Annotated in this window: 15 protein-coding genes; 9 read left to right on the plus strand and 6 right to left on the minus strand. The window is 71.0% G+C overall.

Features of this window, described 5'->3' with window-relative positions:
• Positions 1-527: 527 nt before the first annotated feature.
• Entirely contained in the window at positions 528-902 is a 375-nt protein-coding gene (locus KIK05_RS20725) for an FKBP-type peptidyl-prolyl cis-trans isomerase (RefSeq protein WP_214412417.1), read from the minus strand.
• 856 nt (positions 903-1,758) lie between these two features.
• Here KIK05_RS20725 and KIK05_RS20730 point away from each other — a divergent pair.
• Positions 1,759-2,712: a MerR family transcriptional regulator gene (locus KIK05_RS20730; protein ID WP_214412418.1), complete on the plus strand. Its 954-nt coding sequence runs from the start codon at positions 1,759-1,761 to the stop codon at positions 2,710-2,712.
• A gap of 187 nt (positions 2,713-2,899) precedes the next feature.
• On the opposite strand, the gene KIK05_RS20735 is transcribed toward KIK05_RS20730, so the two are convergent.
• On the minus strand, positions 2,900-4,270 hold the full coding sequence (locus tag KIK05_RS20735; RefSeq protein ID WP_214412419.1) for a general stress protein: 1,371 nt from the start codon (positions 4,268-4,270) through the stop codon (positions 2,900-2,902).
• A gap of 334 nt (positions 4,271-4,604) precedes the next feature.
• Positions 4,605-6,044 (minus strand): GuaB1 family IMP dehydrogenase-related protein, encoded by a 1,440-nt coding sequence (locus tag KIK05_RS20740; protein ID WP_214412420.1) that lies wholly within the window; start codon positions 6,042-6,044, stop codon positions 4,605-4,607.
• A 195-nt stretch (positions 6,045-6,239) separates the two neighbouring features.
• Between KIK05_RS20740 and KIK05_RS20745 the strand changes: the two genes are divergently transcribed.
• Positions 6,240-6,746 carry a GyrI-like domain-containing protein gene (locus KIK05_RS20745; RefSeq protein ID WP_214412421.1) on the plus strand — a complete coding sequence of 169 codons (507 nt, stop codon included), beginning with the start codon at positions 6,240-6,242 and terminating at the stop codon, positions 6,744-6,746.
• A gap of 12 nt (positions 6,747-6,758) precedes the next feature.
• On the opposite strand, the gene KIK05_RS20750 is transcribed toward KIK05_RS20745, so the two are convergent.
• Positions 6,759-7,892, minus strand: a complete 1,134-nt coding sequence (locus tag KIK05_RS20750) for a CaiB/BaiF CoA transferase family protein (protein ID WP_250563139.1) — start codon at positions 7,890-7,892, stop codon at positions 6,759-6,761.
• A gap of 284 nt (positions 7,893-8,176) precedes the next feature.
• Between KIK05_RS20750 and KIK05_RS20755 the strand changes: the two genes are divergently transcribed.
• Complete coding sequence (locus KIK05_RS20755; RefSeq protein WP_250563140.1) at positions 8,177-9,526, plus strand: FAD-binding oxidoreductase; 1,350 nt, start codon at positions 8,177-8,179, stop codon at positions 9,524-9,526.
• Positions 9,527-9,540: 14 nt separating this feature from the next.
• On the plus strand, positions 9,541-10,800 hold the full coding sequence (locus KIK05_RS20760; RefSeq protein WP_214412423.1) for an SAM-dependent methyltransferase: 1,260 nt from the start codon (positions 9,541-9,543) through the stop codon (positions 10,798-10,800).
• 63 nt (positions 10,801-10,863) lie between these two features.
• Here KIK05_RS20760 and KIK05_RS20765 read toward each other — a convergent pair whose 3' ends face one another.
• Positions 10,864-12,195, minus strand: coding sequence for a M14 family zinc carboxypeptidase (locus KIK05_RS20765; RefSeq protein ID WP_214412424.1), 1,332 nt, complete (start codon positions 12,193-12,195; stop codon positions 10,864-10,866).
• 98 nt (positions 12,196-12,293) lie between these two features.
• Positions 12,294-13,847 carry a long-chain-fatty-acid--CoA ligase gene (locus KIK05_RS20770; protein WP_214412425.1) on the minus strand — a complete coding sequence of 518 codons (1,554 nt, stop codon included), beginning with the start codon at positions 13,845-13,847 and terminating at the stop codon, positions 12,294-12,296.
• Positions 13,848-14,017: 170 nt separating this feature from the next.
• Here KIK05_RS20770 and KIK05_RS20775 point away from each other — a divergent pair, with 170 nt between their 5' ends.
• The 5 genes from KIK05_RS20775 to KIK05_RS20795 all read left to right on the plus strand — a co-directional run bounded on the left by KIK05_RS20775 (position 14,018) and on the right by KIK05_RS20795 (position 23,336).
• Positions 14,018-15,562: a GMC family oxidoreductase gene (locus tag KIK05_RS20775; protein WP_214412426.1), complete on the plus strand. Its 1,545-nt coding sequence runs from the start codon at positions 14,018-14,020 to the stop codon at positions 15,560-15,562.
• A gap of 49 nt (positions 15,563-15,611) precedes the next feature.
• Positions 15,612-16,871 carry a cytochrome P450 gene (locus tag KIK05_RS20780; RefSeq protein ID WP_214412427.1) on the plus strand — a complete coding sequence of 420 codons (1,260 nt, stop codon included), beginning with the start codon at positions 15,612-15,614 and terminating at the stop codon, positions 16,869-16,871.
• A gap of 9 nt (positions 16,872-16,880) precedes the next feature.
• Positions 16,881-17,741 carry an alpha/beta fold hydrolase gene (locus KIK05_RS20785; RefSeq protein ID WP_214412428.1) on the plus strand — a complete coding sequence of 287 codons (861 nt, stop codon included), beginning with the start codon at positions 16,881-16,883 and terminating at the stop codon, positions 17,739-17,741.
• A 76-nt stretch (positions 17,742-17,817) separates the two neighbouring features.
• A complete protein-coding gene (locus KIK05_RS20790) occupies positions 17,818-19,089 on the plus strand; it encodes a cytochrome P450 (protein WP_214412429.1) in 1,272 nt (423 codons plus the stop codon).
• Between the two features lie 545 nt (positions 19,090-19,634).
• Positions 19,635-23,336 carry an AfsR/SARP family transcriptional regulator gene (locus KIK05_RS20795; protein WP_214412430.1) on the plus strand — a complete coding sequence of 1,234 codons (3,702 nt, stop codon included), beginning with the start codon at positions 19,635-19,637 and terminating at the stop codon, positions 23,334-23,336.
• Positions 23,337-23,342: the final 6 nt, after the last annotated feature.

Here is a 23,342-nt window from a genome sequence, read left to right on the forward strand (position 1 = left end):
TTTGTGGCGGACGTGGGCCGGTGCAGCGCCCAGGGGTGCGCTCTGTGCGGCTGTGAGTGGGCGTGGACGCCTGCGGCACTTTTGTGGCGGACGTGGGCCGGTGCAGCGGCCCAGGGGTGCGCTCTGTGCAGCTGTGAAGTGGGCGTGGGTGCCCGCGACACGTTTGTCGTCGATATGAGCCCGGTGCAGTGGCTCGGGGGCGCGCTCCCCGTTGCCGTGAGCCGGTGTGGTCGCCGGTAGCACTCGGGTCGTCGGCGGTGAAGTCCGCGACCGTGGTGGAGGTGTGCGGCGGGCGAGATCGCGCCGTCGTCTGTGGTCTCCCGCGGCGGCCGGCCGGTCTGCCGTCTTCCGGTCGGACGTCGGCCGGCCTGTGAGGTCGGCCGGGATGCCCGCTTGTGATCGGAGAGCCTGTGGTTACGGCTCCGATGTCACGTTTGCTGTGGGCAAGGTCGCGCCGCTGCCGTACGGGCTGCGGTAGGCGTTCGGCCGCCGCGGTGAGCTGGTGCCGGAGGCTCGGTGCTGAGCGGTCAGCTCACGCCGAGCAGGTCGACCACGAAGATCAGCGTCTCGCCCGGCTTGATGGCGTTGCCCGCGCCACGGTTGCCGTAGCCGAGGTGCGGCGGGATCGTGAGCCTGCGGCGACCGCCGACTCGCATGCCCGCGACACCCTGGTCCCAGCCCGCGATGACGCGGCCGGCGCCGAGCGGGAACTGGAAGGAGTCGCCACGGTTCCACGATGAGTCGAACTCCTCACCGGTGGAGAACGAGACGCCGACATAGTGAACGGTCACCGTGTGGCCCGGCTTGGCCTCCTCGCCGTCACCCACGGTGATGTCAACGATCTCGAGATCCGCCGGCGGTTCGCCTTCCGGAAAGTCGATCTCGGGCTTCTCGAGTGCCACGTGTTCTCCTTGGTTAGGGATACGCGCCCCTGAAAACGAAACGAGCGCGCCTGGACGGTGTCGGCCGCTTCCACAGCCGACCGCACGACTCTACGGGGTAGGGCCGGATCCAGGGGCACCGAGGGCCGTTCTGTGGACAGAGCCTGCGTGGAGAGGGAGTGGGCGGGAACCGTTGATCGTTAATTGTCCCTGCAGGTCAGAGGGCATTTCTGGCTACGTATGAGGATCAGACCCGCCTGCATGCCCGTCGGAGCGGCGGGCTGTGGACAGCGGTGACTCCGGGGTGGACGCAAGGAGGCGCTGTGGGCCGATTTGTCTGGTTCGCACTGTGTCTGGACCGCTGAGGCAGTCGGCCGGCGCACGTCAAGGGACGGCGAAATGTCGTCAGGCCGCTTTGGCCTCCGGCGAGGGGCCTCCTCGACCGGGCGCCGCGGCGCTGGCCTGTACAAGGGGTACGGCACGCGGGCGTCGGCCTTCAGCATGAGGAAGACGAACAGCGACGAGGGACGTCCGCGGACGGATGCGGGCGCACGGTCGGTTATCGGCACGGACGCCGCTTTCTCAGTGGACGGACGCCACGCTCAGGGATGTACGCGGACGGATGCGGACATGCGGCCGTCACGCCGCGGCTGGCGGGCGTGTGGCCGCGGAGGGGTGTCGCGGACGGGTGTGGGCACGGGCCGCCATGTCAGGGGGTACGCGGACGGCGGGTGTGGGGCCAGCGGGCATGCGGCCGCGCCAGGCGTGTGCGCGGACGGATACCGGCACGCGGCCGCCGCGCGGTGAGGTGTCTGAAGGGATCTCCGAGGCGAGATGGGGTTGAGTCTCCACCAAGGGGAGGCGCGAGGGTGAGGGCATGGACGGCGACACGCTCTACACGATCGGCGAACTGGCCCGGCGTACCGGACTGACGGTGAAGGCCATTCGGTTCTACTCCGACCGCGGGATCGTGCCCCCGGCCGACCGCAGCCCGACCGGCTACCGCCTCTACGACATCGACGCCGTCGCACGCCTGGACCTCCTGCGGACTCTGCGCGACCTGGGGCTCGACCTGCCGACGATCCGGAAGATCCTGGACCGGGAGGTCTCGCTGCCCAAGGTCGCTGCCGCGCACGCGGAGGCGCTGGCGGTGCAGATCCGGACATTGCGTCTGCGGCGCGCGGTGCTCACAGCGGTGGCCCGGCGCGGGTCCACCCCTGAGGAGATGGATCTCATGCACAAGCTGGCCAAGCTCTCCGAGGACGAATGCCGACGTCTGGTCGCGGACTTCCTCGACGCCGCCTTCGGTGACCTGGACGCCGACCCGGCGTTCGCCGGGATCATGCGTTCGATGACCCCCGAGCTCCCCGACGAGCCCGAACCGGAGCAGGTCGAGGCGTGGGTGGAACTGGCGGAACTGTCCCAGGACCCGGAGTTCCGGGCGGTCATGCGCCGCCTCGCCGAAGATCATGCGGCCGAGAACGGCGGCGCCGGGTCGCGCCGGGATGCGATCGCGACGGTCCGTGACCAGGTCGGGGCGGCCCTGGCAGCCGGTGTCGACCCGGCCTCGCCACAGGCCGATCCGATCGTCGCGGAGGTCACGGCCGGGTACGCCCACCTCGTCGGTCGTCCCGACGACTCCGGCCTCCGCCGACGGCTGGTGAACCGCCTGGAGACCGCGAACGATCCTCGCAGGGAGCGGTATCTCCGGTTGCTCGCGGTGGTCAACGGCTGGCCTGCTCCGGAGAGCCCGGCTCCGGCGCTGGACTGGACGATTCGGGCCCTTCGCGCCCGGAATCAGGGCTGTCCCTCTCCGATGCAGGGGCCGTGACTGCGGACGTCGCCGGCCGCCTGCCCGAGGCGTACCTGAGTCAGGTGAACCGGCCCCTCCGGCTCCCCGTGGGGGACGGCCGGAGGGGCCGGCGGGCGAGGTAGGCCGGTGAACGACGGCTCCGGCCTACCGGGTGGATCAGTCGAGGCACGAACCGGGCCCGCCGCCCCGCCTCAGGTTCGAAGCGTCAAGAACTCCGAGGGGTGCCGTCTTCGCCAGGGGCGGGGGAGGAACCGGTGCTCCTGGACGGCGAGGGTGCCGACCCTGGGGCGGTCTCGCCGGTGGCCCCGGCGTCGGCCTCCAGCGAGGGCGAGGACGAGGACGAAGACGTCCTGCCCTTGGACGAGGCCCCGGTGTGGTTCTCTCCTCGAAGGCGCGAGGCCGTGGCGTCGTCGTTGTCGAGGGCCGAGGCCGCCGTACGGTTCTTTTGGAGGGCCGGGCTTGCAGCGGGGTCCTCCTGGGGGGCTGAGGTCGCCGTACGGTTCTGCTGGAGGGCCGGGCTCCCGGCGCGGTCCTCCTGGACGGCCGAAGTCCTCGTACGGTTCTTGCGGAGGGCCGAGCTTCCAGCCGAGTCCTCCTCGACGGCCGAAGCCGCCGTACGGTCCTCCTGGGCGGGTGAGACCTTGATGCCGTCCCCTTGCACAGGTGAGGTCGCGACGCCGTCCTCCTGGCCACGCGAGGCCCTGAGGCCCTTCGCGGGCGAGGAGCTTCCGCCGGCGGGCGGAGTCTGGGCGGGTCCGGTTCGCGGCGGTGCGGCGGCCGATCGTACGGACGAGAGCGGGATGGCGACGGTCGCCTCCTCCATGGCCTCCGCAGGAGTGGCCGCGGAGCCTGTGGGACCGTCACCGGCTGCTCGCCCGGCGGCCGGGGGTTGCGGGTTCGCCGGCGATTCACTGGACGACCATCCCGGGCCGTGTGGGTCCGTCGGCGAGAAGGGGCTCCCGTCGGGCGACGGCCCGGTGCCGGTCTGGGACGTTGGTGTCGCTGCGGGGCCGGTCGGATCCTCCTCCGGGGTCCGCTGGTTCGGCACGGGGAGCGGCCCGTTGGACGGCGGCCGTGCGACCACGACGGTGTCGGCGGGCCGCATGCCGCTCTCCAGGATCGCGAGAGCCTCCTGCAGGGCGCCGGAGGGGACGAGGACGTCGTACCGTCCGGCCACGATCACACTGCGGGAGGTGAAGTCGCGGGTGCCGCCCTTGAAGGCGTGGCTGGCGAACCCGAAGGCGGCGCCCGTGATGGCGCCCCACAGCACCGCCCAGACCACCAGCATGAAGAAGGAACCCGTGGTGGTGAACAGTCCGAGGAAGAGGCCGACGACGAGTCCGAAGACGGCGCCGCTGATCGCTCCTGACAGGGCGGCGCGGGCGTTGGTCATGCGCCCGGTGACCGTCTCCTCCAGGCGCAGGTCGCTGCCGACGATCGCGACGTTGTGGACGGGATATCCGGCGTCCGAGAGCGTGTCCACCGCACGCTGGGCGGCGGGGTAGTTGTCGTAGCTGACCAGGAGCCGCCGGTCGGCGGCCAGGGGTGCGGCCAGCCCAGGGGACGAATCGATCATGACGTGACATCGCCTCCGCGGCTAGGGGGTCGTTGCCGCTCCCGACTACCCGCCGGAGCCACGATCTCACCAATTCGGATGATCCCGGTCCTTCGGGAAGGCGTTCCCCCAGGCCGTACGCCGGGCTGCCCACCGTAGAGCGGCACCGCCGTCGCCGTAGGGCCTTCTCGGCCGTCGCGGGCACCACCGCCCGGCCGCCGGAGCGGGACCCCGCTCGGCCGCTTCGGCACCGGCGAGGAGGCCGCGTCCGCCGCGCTGTTCCTGAGGGCGAACGACTACGAGCGTCCTCACCGGTCGACGGAGGCGGCCCCCTCGTCCGAGCAGATCCGTGGGCCTACCAGCTCTGGTGGAGGGGCATGCCCTCGGAGTAGCCGGAGGAGCTCTGGATCCCCACGACGGCCTTCTCGTGGAACTCCTCCAGGCTGGTCGCGCCCGCGTAGGTCATCGACGACCGCAGCCCCGCCACGATGGCGTCGATCTGGTCCTCGACGCTGGGCCTGACCGGGTCGAGGTACATGCGGGAGGTCGAGATGCCCTCCTCGAACAGCGCCTTGCGGGCCCGGTCGAACGGCGTGTCGTCGGCGGTGCGCAACCGTACGGCGCGGGCGGAGGCCATGCCGAAGTTCTCCTTGTACCGGCGCCCGTCGGCGTCCGTGCGCGCGTCTCCGGGCGATTCGTACGTCCCGGCGAACCACGAGCCGATCATCACGTTGGAGGCGCCGGCGGCGAGGGCGAGCGCGACGTCCCGCGGGTGCCGCACGCCGCCGTCGGCCCACACGTGCCGGCCGAGCCTGCGGGCCTCGGCGGCGCACTCCAGGACGGCGGAGAACTGCGGCCGCCCGACGCCGGTCATCATGCGGGTCGTGCACATGGCGCCGGGCCCGACACCCACCTTGACGATGTCGGCGCCCGCCTCCACGAGGTCGCGCACGCCGGCGGCGGTGACGACGTTCCCGGCGGCCACCGGTACCCCGGGCTTCAGGGCGCGTACGGCGGCCAGCGCGGCGAACATCTTCTCCTGGTGGCCGTGGGCGGTGTCGACGACCAGGCAGTCGACCCCGGCGTCGAGCAGTTCCTTGGCCTTGGCGGCGATGTCGCCGTTGATGCCCACGGCGGCGGCGACCCGCAGCCGGCCCCGGGTGTCCACGGCGGGCTGGTACAGGGTGGCGCGCAGCGCCCCGGTGCGCGTGAGGATCCCGACGAGGCGTCCGTCGCGGTCCACCACGGGGGCGAGCCTGTGCCTGCCGCTGTGCAGCAGCTCGAACGCGGCCTGCGGGTCGGTCCCGGCGGGGACGGTGAGCGGGGAGCCCGACATCACCTGGGAGAGCTGGGTGAACATGTCGACGCCGTGACAGTCGGCCTCGGTGACCACGCCGATCGGCCGGTTCTCCCAGTCGACGACGATGACCGCGCCGTGCGCCCGCTTGGGCAGCAGGTTGAGCGCCTCTCCGACCGTTTCGTGCGGGGTGAGCGTGATCGGGGTGTCGTGGACGAGATCACGCTTTTTGACCCAGTCGACGACCTCGGTGACCACGTCGATGGGGATGTCCTGGGGGATGACGGTGATGCCGCCGCGCCTCGCGATCGTCTCCGCCATGCGGCGGCCGGCCACCGCGGTCATGTTGGCCACCACGATCGGGATGGTGGTGCCCGTGCCGTCGCCGGTCGACAGGTCCACGTCGAGCCGCGAGCCGACGGCCGAGCGCGAGGGGACCATGAAGACGTCGCTGTAGGTCAGGTCGTAGATCGGAGCCTGATCGTTGAGGAATCGCACGTTGGTCCAGCCTAGGCGATTCATGGTAAACAATGGGATTTCCCAGCTCAGCTGGGTGATATGACCACAGATTATGCACCAGTGACCGCCCGGGATACCGCTATGCGCGATGATCGAGACGGCGATCGGCCGGTATCGATACATTGACGGCGCGATCGAGTCAAGTGGCCGGGTGGCCCTGGATTTGGAGGCGCGATGTTCATCGTTGAACGGCCGGAGCTGCTTGTCGTCGGGTATGCCGTGCGCACCAGCAACGCGGCGGAGGCCGACCCGTCGCGCGCGCAGTTGCCCGCCCTGTGGGGACGCGCGGGGGCACCGGGGGCGTTCGCGCACGTGCCGGGCCGCGTCGACGAGAACCTCTACGCCGTGCTGATCGACTACGAGAGCGACCACCAGGGCGCGTACACGCAGATCGTCGGGGTGGCGGTCCGGACGGCGGCGGGGCTGCCCGAGGGCATGGTGGCGGTCCGCGTGCCCGGTGTGCAGACGCTGAAGGTGGAGGCCCACGGTCCGATGCCGCAGGTGCTGATCGAGGCGTGGCAGCAGGTGTGGCGGCACACCGAGTCGGGCGGCGTCCCGGCCCGCGCCTTCACCACCGACCTGGAGGTGCACCACGCGGCCGGTGTGGACCTGTACCTCGCCGTCCTCCCCGGTCAGCTCCCCGCCGCGCCCGCCCCGGTCGCGGATCGCGTGCAGGCGTAGCGGTCCCGGTCGTCAGGCGAGCACTCCGGCCTGGCGCAGGGCGTCCGCGCGCCCGGCGGGCAGGCCCCAGGACGACAGGTCGTGCAGCCGGGTGGCGGGGGCGAGGTCCCCGCGCCCGCCGCCGATCAAGCGCGGCGCGGGCACCGGCTGCGTCACGCCGTTGACCTGCGTGAACGTGCCGCGTGCGGCGTTGTGCGGGTGCGCGGCGGCTTCGCCCATGTCGAGGACGGGGGACACGCACGCGTCCGACCCCTCGAAGATCGCCTCCCACTCGGCGCGGGTCCTGGACTTGAACGCCGCCGCCAGCCGCTCGCGGATCTCGGGCCAGTTGGCGCGGTCGTCGCGGCTCGGCAGGTCGGTCAGGCCCGTCTTGTCGACCAGTTCGGCCCAGAAGGCCGGTTCGAGCGAGCCGACGGCGACGTACCGCCCGTCGGCGGTCTCGTAGGTGTCGTACATGGGCGCGCCGGTGTCGAGGAGGTTGGTGCCGCGCGGGCCCCAGTGGCCGGCCTGGGCGCTGTGGTAGAACATCGAGAACAGCAGGGCCGCGCCGTCGACCATGGCGGCGTCGATCACGGTGCCGCGCCCGGTGCGCTCGCGTTCGAACAGGGCGAGCAGGATGCCGTAGGCGAGCATGAGGCCGCCGCCCGCGAAGTCGCCGATGATGTTGATCGGGGGGGTCGGCTTGCCACCTTCCCGGCCGAGCATCGACAGCACGCCCGCGATCGCGATGTAGTCGATGTCGTGCCCGGCGGTGGGGGCGAGGGGCCCGTCCTGGCCCCAGCCGGTCATGCGCCCGTACACGAGGCGCTCGTTGACCGCGCGCAGGTCGTCCGGGCCGATCCCGAGCCGCTCGGCCACGCCGGGACGGAAGACCTCGATCACCACGTCGGCGTGCGCGGCGAGCTCCTTGAACGCCGCGACGCCCTCGGGCGACTTCAGGTCGAGGCCGATCGTCCGCTTGCCGCGGTCCATGACGTCGCGGCGCGGGCGGTCGCCCTGACCGGCGACGACGGGGACCCGGTCGACGCGCAGCACCTCGGCGCCGTGGTCGGCCAGCATCATGCCGGCGAAGGGTCCGGGCGCGAGCCCGGCCAGCTCCAGGACGCGGATCCCGGTCAGCGGCGCGGGCCGGCCGCCGTCGCTCATGATGCCTCCTGCTGACGTGACGATGCCCAGGTCGGACGCCGTGCGGGGCTGCGACCAAGCGCTTGTTTCAAGCCCACGTCGCCGACCCTACCGCCGCCCGGGAACATGACGCTAACCCCTTGGGTACAGCGCTTTGAAGGGGGGTCCCGAGTTTGCGCGGGTTTAACGTGTCTACTCTGGTCGGTGGTCATCGCAGGAGATAGCGTTTCAGCGACCGTCTCCGCGCACATACGTACATGAGGGGTGGTGGCATGCCAGATCGCACGGTAAGGACGACCGCCCAGATGACAGCCCATCGAAGGGCCGTCGAGCAGATCAGGGAGTCGTACACCGCCCTCCCCGAGGGCGCTTCCCCCAGGCTGGCCAAGCCGACGACGAACCTCTTCCGCTTCCGTGAGGGCGGCAGGTCGGCGAAGCTGTCCGCCCGCGACCTCGATCAGGTGATCGAGGTCGACCCGGTGAGCAGGACCGCCGAGGTCCAGGGTATGACGACCTACGAGCGGCTGGTGGACGCCACGCTGCCGGCGGGGCTGATGCCGTACGTCGTTCCCCAGCTGAAGACGATCACTCTGGGCGGGGCGGTCACCGGGCTCGGCATCGAGTCCTCCAGCTTCCGGCACGGCCTTCCCCACGAGTCGGTGGAGGAGATGGAGATCCTCACCGGCGACGGCCGCGTGGTGGTCGCCAGGGAGGACAACGAGCACAGCGACCTGTTCCGGGCCTTCCCCAACTCCTACGGCACCCTCGGTTACGCCCTGCGGCTGCGCATCAAGCTCCTGCCGGTCAAGCCGTTCGTCCGGCTGACGCACATCCCCTTCTCCGACGCCGGCAAGTGCATGCTGGCCCTGCAGGAGATCTGCGACAGCGGCGAGCACGACGGCGAGACGGTCGACTTCGTCGACGGCACCTTCTTCAGCCCCACCGAGATGTACATCACCGTCGGCCAGTTCGCCGAGCGGGCGCCGTACGCCTCCGACTACACCGGGATGCGCATCTACTACCAGTCGATCCGCACCCGCACCCGCGACTGGCTGACCGTCCGCGACTACCTCTGGCGCTGGGACACCGACTGGTTCTGGTGCTCGCGGGCCTTCGGGGTGCAGCAGCCGCTCGTACGCTCGCTGATGCCGCGCCGCTGGCTGCGCTCCGACGTCTACCGCAAGCTCGTCGGGCTCGACCAGAGGTACGGCGTGACCGCCCGCATCGACCGCTGGCGCGCCAACCCCGTGCAGGAGTCGGTCATCCAGGACGTCGAGGTGCCCGTCGAGAAGGGCGCCGACTTCCTCGACTTCTTCCACGACAAGGTCGGCATGACCCCGGTCTGGATGTGCCCGCTCAAGGCCACCCGCCAGTGGCCGATCTATCCCCTGGAGCCGGGCAGGCTCTACGTGAACTTCGGATTCTGGGGCATGGTGGCGCTGCCGCCCGGCCAGTTCGACGGTTACCACAACCGGCTCATCGAGCACTCCGTGCACGATCTCGGCGGCCACAAGTCCCTGTATTCGACATCGTTCTACCCCCGTGAGGAGTTCTGGCGTCTCTACAACGGGGACGCCTACTGGCCGGTCAAGCGGGCCTACGACCCCGCCGGACGGCTGCTCGACCTCTATGACAAATGTGTACGGGGGCGTTGAGGAGGGTTGGTTCGATGACACTCGCCCAGATCTTCGAGAAGATCGTCGGGCCGGAGGCGAACGTCCAGTTCGCCGCGTACGACGGCAGCAAGGCCGGGCCGTCGAGCGCCGACGTCCGCATCGAGGTGAAGTCCCCGATCGCGGTCGCCTACCTGGCGCAGTCCCCGGGGGAGATGGGCCTGGCCCGCGCCTACATCGCGGGCCACATCGACGTGCAGGGCGACATGTACACCCTGCTGAACGAGATGGCCCAGCTCACCCTGAACGACATTCCCCTGAAGGAGAAGCTCTCCGTCGCGAGGTCGCTCGGGATCAAGCCGCTGCTCATGCGGGTGCCCCCGCCCCCGCAGGAGGTGCGCCAGAGCGCCATGGCCCGGCTCGGCAGCCGCCACGCCAAGCAGCGTGACGCCGAGGCGATCCACCACCACTACGACGTCTCCAACCGGTTCTACGAGTGGGTGCTCGGCCCGTCCATGGCCTACACCTGCGCGGCGTTCCCCGAGGAGGACTCCTCGCTGGAGGAGGCGCAGTTCACCAAGTTCGACCTGGTCGCCAAGAAGCTCGGTCTCAAGCCGGGCATGCGGCTGCTCGACGTGGGCTGCGGCTGGGGCGGCATGGTGATGCACGCGGCCAAGCACTACGGCGTGAAGGGCCTCGGCGTCACGCTCTCGCGCCAGCAGGCCGAGTGGGCGCAGAAGGCCATCGCCGAGGCCGGGCTGTCGGAGCTCGCCGAGGTGCGTCACCTCGACTACCGCGACGTCGCCGAGACCGGCTTCGACGCGGTCAGCTCGATCGGCCTCACCGAGCACATCGGCAAGGACCAGCTCCCCGGCTACTTCAGCTTCCTGTACGGCAAGCTCAAGCCGGGCGGGCGGCTGCTCAACCACTGCATCACCCGGCCCACCGGCGTCGAGAAGACCATCAACAAGGGCGGTTTCATCAACCGCTACGTCTTCCCCGACGGCGAGCTGGAGTCGGTGGGTTACCTCATCCGCCAGATGGAGGACCTCGGGTTCGAGATCCGGCACGAGGAGAACCTCCGCGAGCACTACGCCAAGACCCTCGAGAAGTGGTGCGCCAACCTCGACGACCACTGGGACGAGGCGGTGGCCGAGGTCGGCCAGGGCACGGCGCGGGTGTGGCGGCTCTACATGGCCGGCTGCATCGTGGGCTTCGAGCGCAACAAGGTGCAGCTGCACCAGGTGCTCGGCGTGAAGCTCGGCCCGAACGGCGAGTCGGGCGTCCCGCTGCGGCCGTCCCGCGACTGGCCCTGACCCCGTCCCGGCCGCCGTCCTGGCGGCCCTGATCTCACGCGCGAGCCCCGCCGCCCGGTCCGCTCAGGCCGGAGGGCGGGGCTCGCCGTCCGTCCGGGCGTCGGCGGCGGCGACGAGGGCGGCGGCCAGCTGTACGGCGACCAGCTTGCGGATCTCGATCGGCTCCCCGGCCGACTCGGCCTCGGCCTCCTCGCACCACTCGTCGAACAGCTCGCCGATCCGGGCCCGCTGCTCACGGATGGCCGGGGTGAGGTTGCCGGCGGCGGCCTCGGCCTCCAGCATCCGGCGGAAGGTGCCGGTGAGGCGCAGCCGCCGCATGTGGAGCGTCTGCCGGTTGCCGAACCGCTCGGCCACGGTCGCGGGCCGGTCGATCCCGGGCAGCCCCTCCCAGCAGTCGGCGGCCTTGCGGTAGGTGTCCAGCATGTCCTCGGTGGAGCGGCGGAACGGTGAGTGGACGGCCAGGTCGCGCCGTACCGCCTCCATGGCGGCCCGTACGACGTCGATCAGCTCCCGCTGGGCGGCCAGGCCCGCCTTGAGCACGTCGCGGTAGCTGGTGGTGGTCGGCGTCGCGTCGCCGACCCGCTCGTCGGCCCAGTAGGGCAGCTCGGTGATCAGATGCAGCGCGCCGAACCTGGCGGCGTAGTCGGCGCTCCCGCCGCCCACCCCGAACGTCATCGCCTGCCGCGCGCCGCCCGGCGTGAGGTAGACGGCGGGGGCGATGGTGGTGGGGCCGGGCATCTCCGGCTCGCCATGGTGCAGAGGGATGCCCTCCCAGCCCGGCAGTTCGGTGAGCCGGGCCGCCAGCGCGGGGTCGCGGCGGTTGAGGTAGTAGTAGGCGCCGCTGTACTCGCCGTTGTGCAGCGAGTAGACGAAGGACGGCCGCACCTGGTCCATCAGCCGCATCAGCGCCTCGGTCTCCGGCAGGCTGCGGTCGAAGGCGTAGCCGTCGCCGGCGACCGGGAACGTCCACTCCACCTGGTCGCACCAGGCCGGGCGGTAGAAGTGCCGGGCGTAGCGGCGGCGGTCGCCGGGGTGGGCGAACCACCCTTCGTTCAGCCGGGCGCCGTCGGGGTCCACGCAGGGGATGAGGTGCCAGCGGTGGCCGAGTTCCTCGCGCAGCGCGGCGTCCTCGCATAATCGCCGGATGAGCTGGCTCACCGTGAGGGCGCCGATGGGCTCGTTCGGGTGGGGACCGCCGATGATCAGCGCGTCGCGGGCCCCCGTCCCGACGGTGAGGGCCCGCAACGGCTCGCCGAGCCGTGAGGTGCCGATCCGGCGCAGTCGTACGAGGCCGGGGTGGCGCGCGGCGAGGAGGTCGAGCTCGGCGTTCATCTCGTCGACGCTCGGAAACCTGTCGAAGTGGGGGACCTGTCGCATCTGTTCGCGAACATCCATGACGCCTCCAGTCTGGTGGTCCCGCGATTCTCGACCGGCCTCCTCGTAGTTTCGCCTCAAATCCGGATATGTCGATGTATGTCCGTGTCCGGGAGCGGTCAGCGCAGCTCGCGCTTGAGGATCTTGCCACTGGCCGTCATCGGGAAGGACTCGCGGAACTCCACCAGCCGCGGGTACTTGTAGGCCGCCATGGTGCCCTTGCACCAGTCCACGAGCTCCTGCTCGGTCAGCGCCGCGCCGGGCTTGAGGATGACGTACGCCTTGATCTCCTCGCCGTGGGACTCGTGCGGGACGCCGACGACCGCGGCCAGCGAGACCGCCTCGTGGGTCATCAGCACCTCCTCGACCTCGCGCGGGTACACGTTGAACCCGCCCCGGATGATCATGTCCTTGGCGCGGTCGACGATGAAGTAGTAGCCGTCGGCGTCCCTGGTGGCGATGTCGCCGGTGCGGAACCAGCCGTCCTTCATCACCTCGGTGGTCGCCTCGGGCCGGCCGAGGTACCCCTTCATGATGTTGTGGCCCTTGATCGCGATCTCGCCCGGGCCCTCGCCCTCGACGGTGTTCCAGGCGGCGTCGACGAGCTTCATCTCCACGCCCCACACCGGCGTTCCGATGGAGCCCGCCTTGGCGGGCCTGCCCGGCTGGTTGAAGCTCGCCACCGGCGAGGTCTCCGACAGGCCGTACCCCTCCGAGATCGGCACCCCGAAGGTCTTCTCGAAGTCCTTCAGCACCTCCAGCGGAAGCGAGGCGCCACCCGAGACGGCCGTCGCCAGGGTGGAGGGCACCTCGGCGCCGTCGGCGTGCACGGAGGTCAGCATCGACCAGTACATCGTCGGCACGCCCGCGAACAGCGTCACCCGCTCCTCCCGCATCAGCCGGAGGGCGGCGGCGGGCTCGAAGCGCGGCACCAGCACCAGAGTGGCCCGGCGGCGGAAACCGTTGTTCATGATGACGGTCTGGCCGAAGGAGTGGAACAGCGGCAGGGTGGCCAGGAAGACGTCGTCACCCGCCCTGGGGAACATCTCGTCGCTCACGACGGCGTTCATCAGCATGTTCATGTGGCTGAGCTCGGCGCCCTTCGGCTGCCCGGTCGTGCCGCTGGTGTAGAGGATCACCGCCGTGTCGTCGGGGGCCGTCGCGGCCGTCTCGAACGTGCCGGCCATGCCGTCGAGCGCCGCCCAGAGGGTCAGCACGCCCGCGATGGGCGACTCGGTGGCCAGGGGGGTGGCGGGCAGGAGGAAGAAGTCGCCCGCGTGCGGGTCGCCGTCCGGGACGGCCTCACGGAAGCCGGCGTGGCCGCGCTCGCCCAGCGGCAGCTCGGGGGTGCCCTCGAAGCAGAACAGCGCCTTGGCCTGCGAGTCGCGCAGGTGGTAGGCGATCTCGCGCGGCTGCAGCAGCACGTTGAGCGGCACGACGGCGGCGCCGGCCTTCAGGATGCCGAAGTAGACGAAGGGGAAGTAGGGGAGGTTCGGGCAGGCGAGGGCGACCTTGTCGCCCCTGCCGATCCCGCGGGACGCCAGCAGGTTCGCCACCTGGTTGGCCAGTGTGTCGATCAGGGAGTAGGACATCCGCATGTCGCCGAGCACGACGGCGGTGCGGTCGGGGTGCTCGCGGGCGCTGTCCTCCAGGACGACCGACAGGTTGAGCATGGTGGTTCCTCCCAAAAGCCGTGCGGCACGGCGCAGCCTCTGGCCGGTCGCCCTGTCCGCGGTAGGCGTCATCTTGGCAGCAGGGGGCTACTAATCGGTAACGAGCGTGGACGTGGCGCGGCAACCGGCGTAAGTACGTGACAGGTCGCTGCGCACCCCGGGAGGCGTCAATGGAGTACGACTACGTCATCGTGGGAGCGGGCTCGGCGGGCTGTGTCCTCGCCAACCGGCTCTCGGCGGACCCTTCGGTGCGGGTGGCCCTGCTGGAGGCGGGCGGCGCCGACCGCAGGATGGAGATCCGCATGCCCGCGGCCTTCTCCAAGCTCTTCAGGACGCGCTACGACTGGAACTACACCACCGCCCCGCAGGCGGCGATGTCCGGACGGCGGCTGTACTGGCCGCGCGGCAGGACCCTCGGCGGCTCGTCCTCGATCAACGCGATGATGTGGGTCCGGGGCCACCGCGCCGACTACGACGCCTGGGACCTGCCCGGCTGGTCCTACGACGAGGTGCTGCCGTACTTCAGGCGCTCCGAGCGCCGCGTCGGCTCCAATCACGGCGGGGTGTACGGCACGGACGGCCCCCTCTACATCTCGGAGCTGCGCAGCCCCAACGTCGTCACCAAGGCCTTCCTGAGGGCGTGCGAGGAGGTCGGGATCCCCAGGCTGGAGGAGCTCAACGGCCCCTCGAACGAGGGATGCTCCCAGACGCCGGTCAACCAGGACCGGGGGCACCGGTGGAGCGCCGCCGACGCCTACCTCCGGCCCGCCATGACCCGCCCGAACCTCACCGTGCGGACCGACGCGCAGGTCCGCAGGGTGCTGCTGGACGAGGGCGGCCGGGCGACGGGCGTCGAGTGCGGCGACGGCCGCCGGGTGACCGCGGCCAAGGAGGTGATCCTCTCGGCCGGCTCCATCGGGTCGCCGCAGCTGCTGATGCTGTCGGGGATCGGCGACCCCGACGAGCTGCGGGCCGCCGGAGTGGAGCCCCGGCACGAGCTGCCCGGGGTGGGACGCAACCTCATGGACCACCTGGCCTCCGCCGTCCTGCTGGAGTGCCTCGAGCCCGTCACGCTCGCGCGGGCGGAGACCGTGGGCAACATCGCCCGCTACCTGCTGGGACGCAAGGGGATGCTGACCTCCAACGTGGGCGAGGCCGTGGCCTTCATCCGGACGACCCCGGACGAGCCCGCCCCCGACATCGAGCTGCTGTTCGCGCCCGTGCCGTTCGCCGACCACGGCATGACCCCGCCCTCGGGGCACGGCATCACCGTCGGCGTCATCCTGCTCCAGCCCGAGAGCAGGGGACGCGTCACCCTCGACGGCGACCAGGTGGTGATCGACCCCTGCTACCTGACCGCCGAGGCCGACATACGGCGCATGATCGCCGGGTTGAGGAAGGCCCGCGAGGTGTCGCAGGCGCCGGCGCTCAAGCCGTACGCGGGCGCGGCGATGGCGCCGTACGAGGAGGTGGACGACGACGAGGAGATCGACCGGCTCGTGCGGCGGCACAGCGAGACGCTCTACCACCCGGCGGGCACCTGCAAGATGGGCATCGACGACGACGCGGTGGTGGACCCCTCGCTCCGGGTCATCGGGGTGCCGGGGCTGCGGGTGGTGGACGCCTCGGTGATGCCGATGCTCAATCGGGGGCACACCCAGGCCCCGACCATCATGATCGCCGAAAAGGCGGCCGACCTCATCAAGACCTCTTGACGTAAGTGGTCACTTCCTCGAACGATTGACTGTGGAGGTGGGGCCGCCCATGACGGTCAGTGTCACGGACATCGATCTCTCCGGCATCCCGTTCTGGGGACTGCCACGGCGGCAGCGGCACGACGCCTTCAGGCGGCTGCGGGAGCTCGATCACCCGGTCTTCATGCCGGAGAGCAAGATCCCGTTCCTGCCGGGCGGGCGGGGGTTCTACGCGCTGGTCCGGCACGCGGACGTGACCGAGGCCAGCCGTAACGCCGACGTGTTCAGCAGCGAGCCGACGGCCAGCAGCATCCCCGACATGCCGCGGTGGCTGGCCGTGTACTTCGGCTCCATGATCAACATGGACGACCCCCGGCACGCCCGGCTCAGGCGGATCGTCTCGCGGGCCTTCACCCCGAAGATCCTCAAGAAGATGGAGGAGGACGTCGCGCGGGCGGCGGGCGAGATCGTCGACCGGGCGATCGCCGAGGGGCCGGGCGATTTCGTCGCCCAGATCGCCGCCCGCCTCCCGGTCCAGGTGATCTGCGACATGATGGGGATCCCGCCGGAACATCACGACATGGTGCTGCGGCGGACGAACATCATCCTCGGCAACGCCGACATCGAGTACACCGGCATCCGGCCGGACATGTCGCGGTGGAACGTCGCCAGGGGCCTGGTGAAACTGCTGCGGGCGGGCCACGAGCTCAGCGCCCTCGCCCAGAGCCTCGGCCGGGAGCGGCGGGGCGCCTCCAGGGGCGACCTCACGAGCATGCTGGTGAACGGCGAGGAGCACCTGACGTCCCAGGAGCTCGGCTCGTTCTTCATCCTGCTCGTGGTGGCGGGCAGCGAGACCACCCGAAACGCCATCTCCCACGGCCTGAAACTGTTCACCGACCACCCCGAGCAGCGCGAGCTGCTCCTGGGTGACTTCGACGCCCACGTCCCCGGCGCGGTGGAGGAGATCGTGCGGCACTGCACGCCGGTGATCCAGTTCCGCCGTACTGTCACCCGCGACCACGAGATGAACGGCCAGCACTATCAGAAGGGCGACAAGGTCCTGCTCTTCTACAACTCCGCCAACCGCGACGAGGCCGTCTTCTCCGATCCCGACGCCTTCGACATCACCCGCAGCCCGAACCCCCACGTCGGCTTCGGCGGCCCGGGCCCGCACTACTGCCTCGGCGCCCACCTGGCCAGGCGCGAGGTGACGGTGATGTTCCGCGAGCTGTTCACCCGCCTGCCGGGCATCCGCTCGGTGGGCGAGCCCGACTATCTGCTGTCGAACTTCATCAACGGCGTCAAGCACATGAGCTACCGGACCCGGTAGAGGGCGGCCATGGAACAGATCAGGACGATCGAGGCGAACGGCGTGGAGTTCGCCTACTTCTCGATGGGGTCGGGTCCGCTGGCGCTGTGCCTGCACGGGTTCCCCGACTCGGCGCACACCTGGCGCCACCTGCTGCCCGAGCTCGCCGAGCGCGGCTACCACGCCGTCGCGCCCTTCATGCGGGGGTACGCGCCGACCGCGGTGCCCGCCGACGGGGCGTACGAGGCGGGCGCGCTGGTCGCGGACGCCGTGGCCCTCCACGACGCCTTCGGCGGCGACGGCGACGCCGTGATCATCGGGCACGACTGGGGCGCCCTCCCCGTCTACGGGGCGACCTCCTTCGCGCCCGGCCGGTGGCGCACGGGGGTGGCCATGGCCCTGCCGCCGGTCGGGTCGATGCTCGCGGGCTTCTTCGACTACGAACAGCTCAGGCGGTCGTTCTACATCTTCCTGTTCCAGACCCCGCTGGCCGAGGCCGCGGCGTCCACCCCGGGGTTCTTCGAGGGGCTGTGGCGCGACTGGTCGCCCGGCCACCGTGCCGAGGACGACGTCGCCCACGTCAAGGAATGCCTGCGCGATCCGGCGAACCTCGCCGCCGCGATCGGGTACTACCGCGCGATGCTCGGCACGACCCCGCCCACCGGCCGTTACGAGGAGGAGCAGGCGGCCGCGGGGCGCGTGGGGGAGCGCCCGCTGCTCTACCTCCACGGCCTCGACGACGGCTGCCTCGGTGCCGAGGTGGCCAAGGACGTCACGGCCCACCTGCCGCCCGGGTCGCGGGCCGAATACGTCGCGGACGCCGGCCATTTCCTGCATCTCGAACGGCCCCGGGAGGTCGACGATCTGATCCTGCGCTGGCTGGAGTCGTGAGTTCGACCCTTTTGTGACGGTTTTATGGATTCCGGTGGGTTTGACGTAGGTGAGTGTGGCTCTGGATCATGGAGCTATGAGTGCGGAGCGCGAGCCGATCACGTCCTACGACCAGGTCAACCTGTCCGACTGGGATTTCTGGGCCCGCCCGATGGAGGAGCGGGAGCGGGCGTTCGAGCTGCTGCGCGAGCGTGACACCCCGGTGCACTTCGACGCCCTGCAGGTGTCCTACGCGCCGGACGGCGTCGGCTACTACGCGATCGTCAAGTACGCGGACGTCCTGGAGATCAGCCGCAACCCCGAAGTGTTCAGCTCCGGGGAGGGCGGCGCCACCAACATCTCGGACATGCCCGCCGAGTTCGCCGAGTACTTCGGCTCCATGATCAACATGGACGACCCGCGGCACGCGCGCCTGCGGAGGATCGTCTCCCGGGCGTTCACGCCGAAGATGATCCAGAAGTTCGAGGAGGACGTCCAGGCCGCCGCCGCGCGCATCGTGGACGACCTGCTCGCGACCGGTCCCGGCTGCGACTTCGTCACCGAGGTGGCCGCGAAGCTGCCTCTGAAGATCATCTGCGACATGATGGGCATCCCGGAGAGGGACTACAAGTTCGTCTTCGACCGCTCGAACGTCATCCTCGGCTCGTTCGACCCCGAGTACGTCCCCGCCGGCGACATGGACAGCGTCGCCGCCGCGCTGCTCACCGCCGCCCAGGAGCTGCAGCAGCTGGTGCAGGAGCTCGCCGCCCACCGGTCCGAGCACCCCACCGGCGACCTCATCTCGGCGCTGGTCAACGCCAACATCGACGGGGAGCGGCTCACCCTGCAGGAGCTCGGGTCGTTCTTCATCCTGCTCGTGGTGGCCGGCAACGAGACCACGCGCAACGCCATCTCGCAGGGGCTGCTCCTGCTCACCGCCAACCCCGGTGAGAAGGCCCGGTGGCTGACCGACATCGAAGGCCACTCGGCCAAGGCGGTGGAGGAGATCGTACGGCTGGCCTCGCCCGTCAACTTCATGCGCCGCAAGGTCACCCGCGACTTCGAACTGAACGGCATGCAGTACAAGAAGGGCGACAAGACGGTCCTCTACTACTGGTCGGCCAACCGCGACGCCACCGTCTTCGAGGACCCCTACCGCTTCGACATCACCCGAGACCCCAACCCGCACGTCGGCTTCGGCGGCCCCGGGCCGCACTTCTGCCTCGGCGCCCACCTGGCCCGGCGCGAGATCTCGGTGATGTTCCGCGAACTCCTCCACCGGGTCCCCGCCATCGAGGCCTCAGGCGAGCCACAGAGACTGTCCTCCAGCTTCATCAACGGCATCAAACACCTCCCCTGCACCTTCTGACCCCGCGATCCCCCTGCTCGCCGGGAGGGGTGGCCGTGCCCGGTTGTGCCCTACGAGGGTGTGCTTTGAGGGGTGGGTGGCTGTCCGGGTTTGCTCGGTGGGCAGGATGGGTGTGTCCGGGTTTGCCCGACGAGCGAGATGGCTGTCCGGGTTTGCTCGGCGGGCAGGATGGGTGTGTCCGGGTCTGTCCGACGAGCGAGATGGCTGTCCGGGTTTGCTCGGCGGGCAGGATGGCTGAGTCCGGGTCTGCCCGACGAGCGAGATGGCTATGTCCCGGTCTGCCCAACGGGCGGTTTGGGTGTGTTTCAGCCCCTCCTCGGCAGTTGGGAGGGGATTTTCGGCGCCGCGTCGGCGGGAGGTCGGAGCGGGGATGTCGGCGCCGTCGTACGGCGGTGACCCGACGACCGGTGTGCGGGGCGTCCTTTCCCGTTCCTCCATCGCCGAGTTATCCACAGGCAAGGCGTTCTCGCGGCCTTCCGGCCCTGGTTGTCCACAGGTGGGGCGCGGAGGCGGCGGGGCGGGGCGCTTTCTGGGAACCTGACACCGTGAACGTCGCCATCCTCGGCCCGCTGGAGGTCGTGACCGATGACGGCCGCCCGGTGGAGGTGGGCGGTCCGATGGTGCGCGCCCTGCTCGTCCGGCTCGCGCTCGACGCGCGGCGCCTCGTCACCGTGGATGCCCTCGTCGACGGCCTGTGGGGAGAGTCGCCGCCCGGCGACGCGGGCAACGCGCTGCAGTCGCTCGTCTCCCGCCTGCGCCGCGCCTTGCGCCTCAGCGGCGAAGGCCCTGTGCTCGGCTCCCGGCAAGGGGGGTACGTCCTCGAGATCGGCGAGGTCGACGCCCACCGGTTCGAGCGCCTCGCTGCCGAGGGGCGATCCAGGCTGGCCGCCGGCGACCACGGGGGCGCCACCGCTTCCTTGCGTCAGGCGCTGGCGCTCTGGCGTGGCCCGGCGCTGGCCGACGCCGCCCAGGTGCCGTTCTCAGTCGCTCCCGCCGCGCGCCTGGAGGAGATGAGGCTGTCGGCCATGGAGGAGAGGTTCGAGGCCGACCTCCTGCTCGGCCGGCACGCCGAGGTCGTCGCCGAGCTGGAGTCCCTGGCCGGCGTCCATCCGCTCCGCGAACGGCTGCGAGGTCAGCTGATGAGGGCCCTGGCGGGCACCGGGCGCCAGGCCGACGCCCTCGCCACCTACGAGCACACCCGGCGACTTCTCGCCTCGGAGCTGGGCATCGAGCCGTCCGCGGAGCTCGGCTCCCTCCACCTCGCCGTCCTGCGCGGCGACCCCGCCCTGCTCCCCTCATCCGCCCAGAGCCCCTTGCTCCGCTCGCCAGGAGTGGGCACGCTCTCCCCGCCGGCTCAGACGACGCGCCACCGGCCACCCACGGCCGAGGCGACCGATCAGGGGCTCGGCACCGGCCGGCGCCCGGCGAGGCTGCGGCTGCATCTGACGAGCTTCCTCGGCAGAGACACGGAGGTGCGCCAGATCGCGGGCCTGCTCCAGAGCACGAGGCTGGTCACGCTGGTGGGGCCGGGCGGGGTCGGCAAGACGAGGCTGGCCGAGGAGGTCGTGGCCCGCTCGGCCGAGCTCCTGCCCGAGGGCGTGTGGCGGCGCGACCTCGCGCCGGACGGCGTGTGGCCGGTCGAGCTCGCCCCGGTGCGCGAGCCGGCCGACGTGCCGGAGGCCGTGCTCACGGCCCTCGGCATCCGCGAGATGGCGCTGCTCGAAACGGGGCCGGCGCCGGCGGGCGCGATCGACCGGCTGACCGCCGCGCTCGGCGACCTGCGGCTCCTCATCCTGCTCGACAATTGTGAACACGTGATCGATGCCGCTGCGACGCTGGCCGACAGGTTGACGGCCGCGTGCCCCGGCGTCCGTATCCTCGCCACCAGCCGGGAGCCTCTCGGTGTCCCCGGAGAGACGCTCTGGCCCACCGCTCCGCTCCGGCTGCCGCCACCATGGCCCCACCCCCCGACGGGTGCGGCACTCTCCGACGATCACCTTCCCGCGGCGCCGTCCCTCTCCTCGGAGGACGGTCACGGGCTCGCCGGGAGGCTTGCCGGCCCCGCGTCCTCGGGGGACGGTCCGGGGCTTGCGGGGAGGCTTGCCGGCCCCGCCTCCTCGGAGGACGGTCCGGGGCTTGCGGGGAGGCTTGCCGGCCCCGCCTCCTCCGAGGACGGTCACGGGCTCGCCGGGAGGTTGGTCAGTCCGGCCTCCTTGGAGGAGGGTCACGGGCTCGTCGGGAGGTTGGTCAGTCCCGCCTCCTCCGAGGACGGCCACGGCCTCGCGAGGGCGCTGGCCAGCCCCGCCGTGCGGTTGTTCGCCGACCGTGCCAAGGCCGTGCGTCCCGGATTCACGGTCGACGAGACGAACGTGGCCGCCGTGGTGGAGATCTGCCGCCATCTCGACGGGCTTCCCCTCGCGATCGAGCTGGCCGCGGCTCGTGTGCGTTCCCTCGCGGTGCCTCAGATCGCGGCCCGGCTCGGCGACAGGTTCCGCCTGCTGGCCGCTGGAAGCCGGACGGCTTCGGCCCGGCACAGAACCTTGAGCGCGGTCATCGAGTGGAGCTGGCGCCTTCTCAGCGAGCCCGAGCAGATCCTCGCCCGCAGGCTCTCGGTGTTCCCCGGCGGCGTGACACCCGAATCCGCCGAAGAAGTGTGCGCGGGAGACGGCCTGGCGGCGGCCGAGGTCCTCCACCTGCTCGCCGGTCTGGTCGACAAGTCCCTCCTCGAACCGGTCCGCGAGCCCGTGGAGGGGCTGTCAGGCCACGAGGTGCTCCACGGGTCGCCCTTCCAGCCGTGGGGTGAGCCCCTGGGGGAGACCGTGCGATACCGCATGCTCGAGACCGTGCGGGTGTATGCCGCCGAACGGCTGGCGGAGGCGGGGGAGGCCGACTTCATGAAGTCGCGGCATGCCCGCCACTTCCTGCGCCTCGCCGAGGAGGCCGAGCCCCGGCTGCGTACGGCCGGGCAGGTGCCCTGGGTCGTACGACTGAGCAGCGAGCACGACAACCTCCTGGCCGCACTGCGCCATGCCGTCGGCGTTCAGGACGCCGAGACGGCCGTCCGCTTCGCCGCCGCGCTCGCCTGGTTCTGGACCCTGCGGGGTCATCAGGTCGAGAGCACGACGTGGATCGCCCAGACGCTGGCCTTGCCCGGCGCGACGGCTCCCGCGGCCAGAGCCGTCGCCCGTGCCTTCCACGCCCTGATGACCACGGTCAACGGAGGGCGCGACTCTGACATCGTCACCCAAGCCGCGCTGATCCGCCGTTCCGACGAGGCCGCGTCCGCCCATCCGGTGATGATCCTTCTCGAATCAGGGGCGGCGATGGTGTCAGGCGACCACGCGCGGGCGCTGCAGGTGCTCGACCGGGACGCCGGCCACCCCGATCCCTGGGCCAGGGCCGTCGTCCTGCTCATGCGCGCCTTCGTGATGGAGCAGACCGGCGAGGGGGCGCACGTCGAAGGCCATCTCGCACGGGCTCTGCAGGCCTTCCGCGAGATCGGCGACCGCTGGGGGTTGCTCACGACCCTCAGCGCGCTCGCCGAGGCACGTGGTCTGCGTGGTGATCACTCGGGTGCGATCGCCGCGTGCACCGAGGCCATCGACGCGGCCGACGAGCTCAGGGCTCCGGCCGAGTCGCTCACGGTGCTCATCCGCAGGGGTGTCGAGCGGGGCCGGCACGGCGACCTGGGAGCCGGGCTGGACGAGCTCACCCGGGCGTTGTCGTCGGGGCGCTGCTTCGGAGAGAACCTCGTCCTCGTGCGCTGCGGACTCGGCGAGCTCACCCGGCGCCGGGGCGACCTGCCCGGCTCCCGCCGCCATTACGAGCTGGCACTGGCCCACTTCGACGCGCACGCCGAGACCCTTCCCGAACGCCTGCGCGGGCTGATCCTCATCGGCATGGGCTGGACGCAGCTGGCGAGCGGTGACGTCGAGCGGGCGCGGACGTTCTTCGCCCAGGCGGTCGAACTCGGAGCCCGCGACCCCGACCCTCCAGTGATCGCCGGCGCCGCTGAGGGCACAGCAGCCCTCACGATGTCCCGGCCTCCCTCTCCCTCTCCCTCCCGCGCGGCGCTGCTGCTGGGGGTCGCCACGGCGCTGCGAGGCGTCCCCGACCTCGGCCAGCCCGAGGTCACCGAGCTCACGGCCAAGGTCCGGGTGGCCCTGGGACGGGAGGCGTACCAGCACGCCTACGAACGGGGGGCACGGATGTCCCGAGAGGAGGCGATCGCCTTCTTACGTTCGTGAACCGGG

It is taken from the genome of Sphaerisporangium fuscum, from assembly GCF_018531465.1.
GTDB lineage: Bacteria > Actinomycetota > Actinomycetes > Streptosporangiales > Streptosporangiaceae > Sphaerisporangium > Sphaerisporangium fuscum.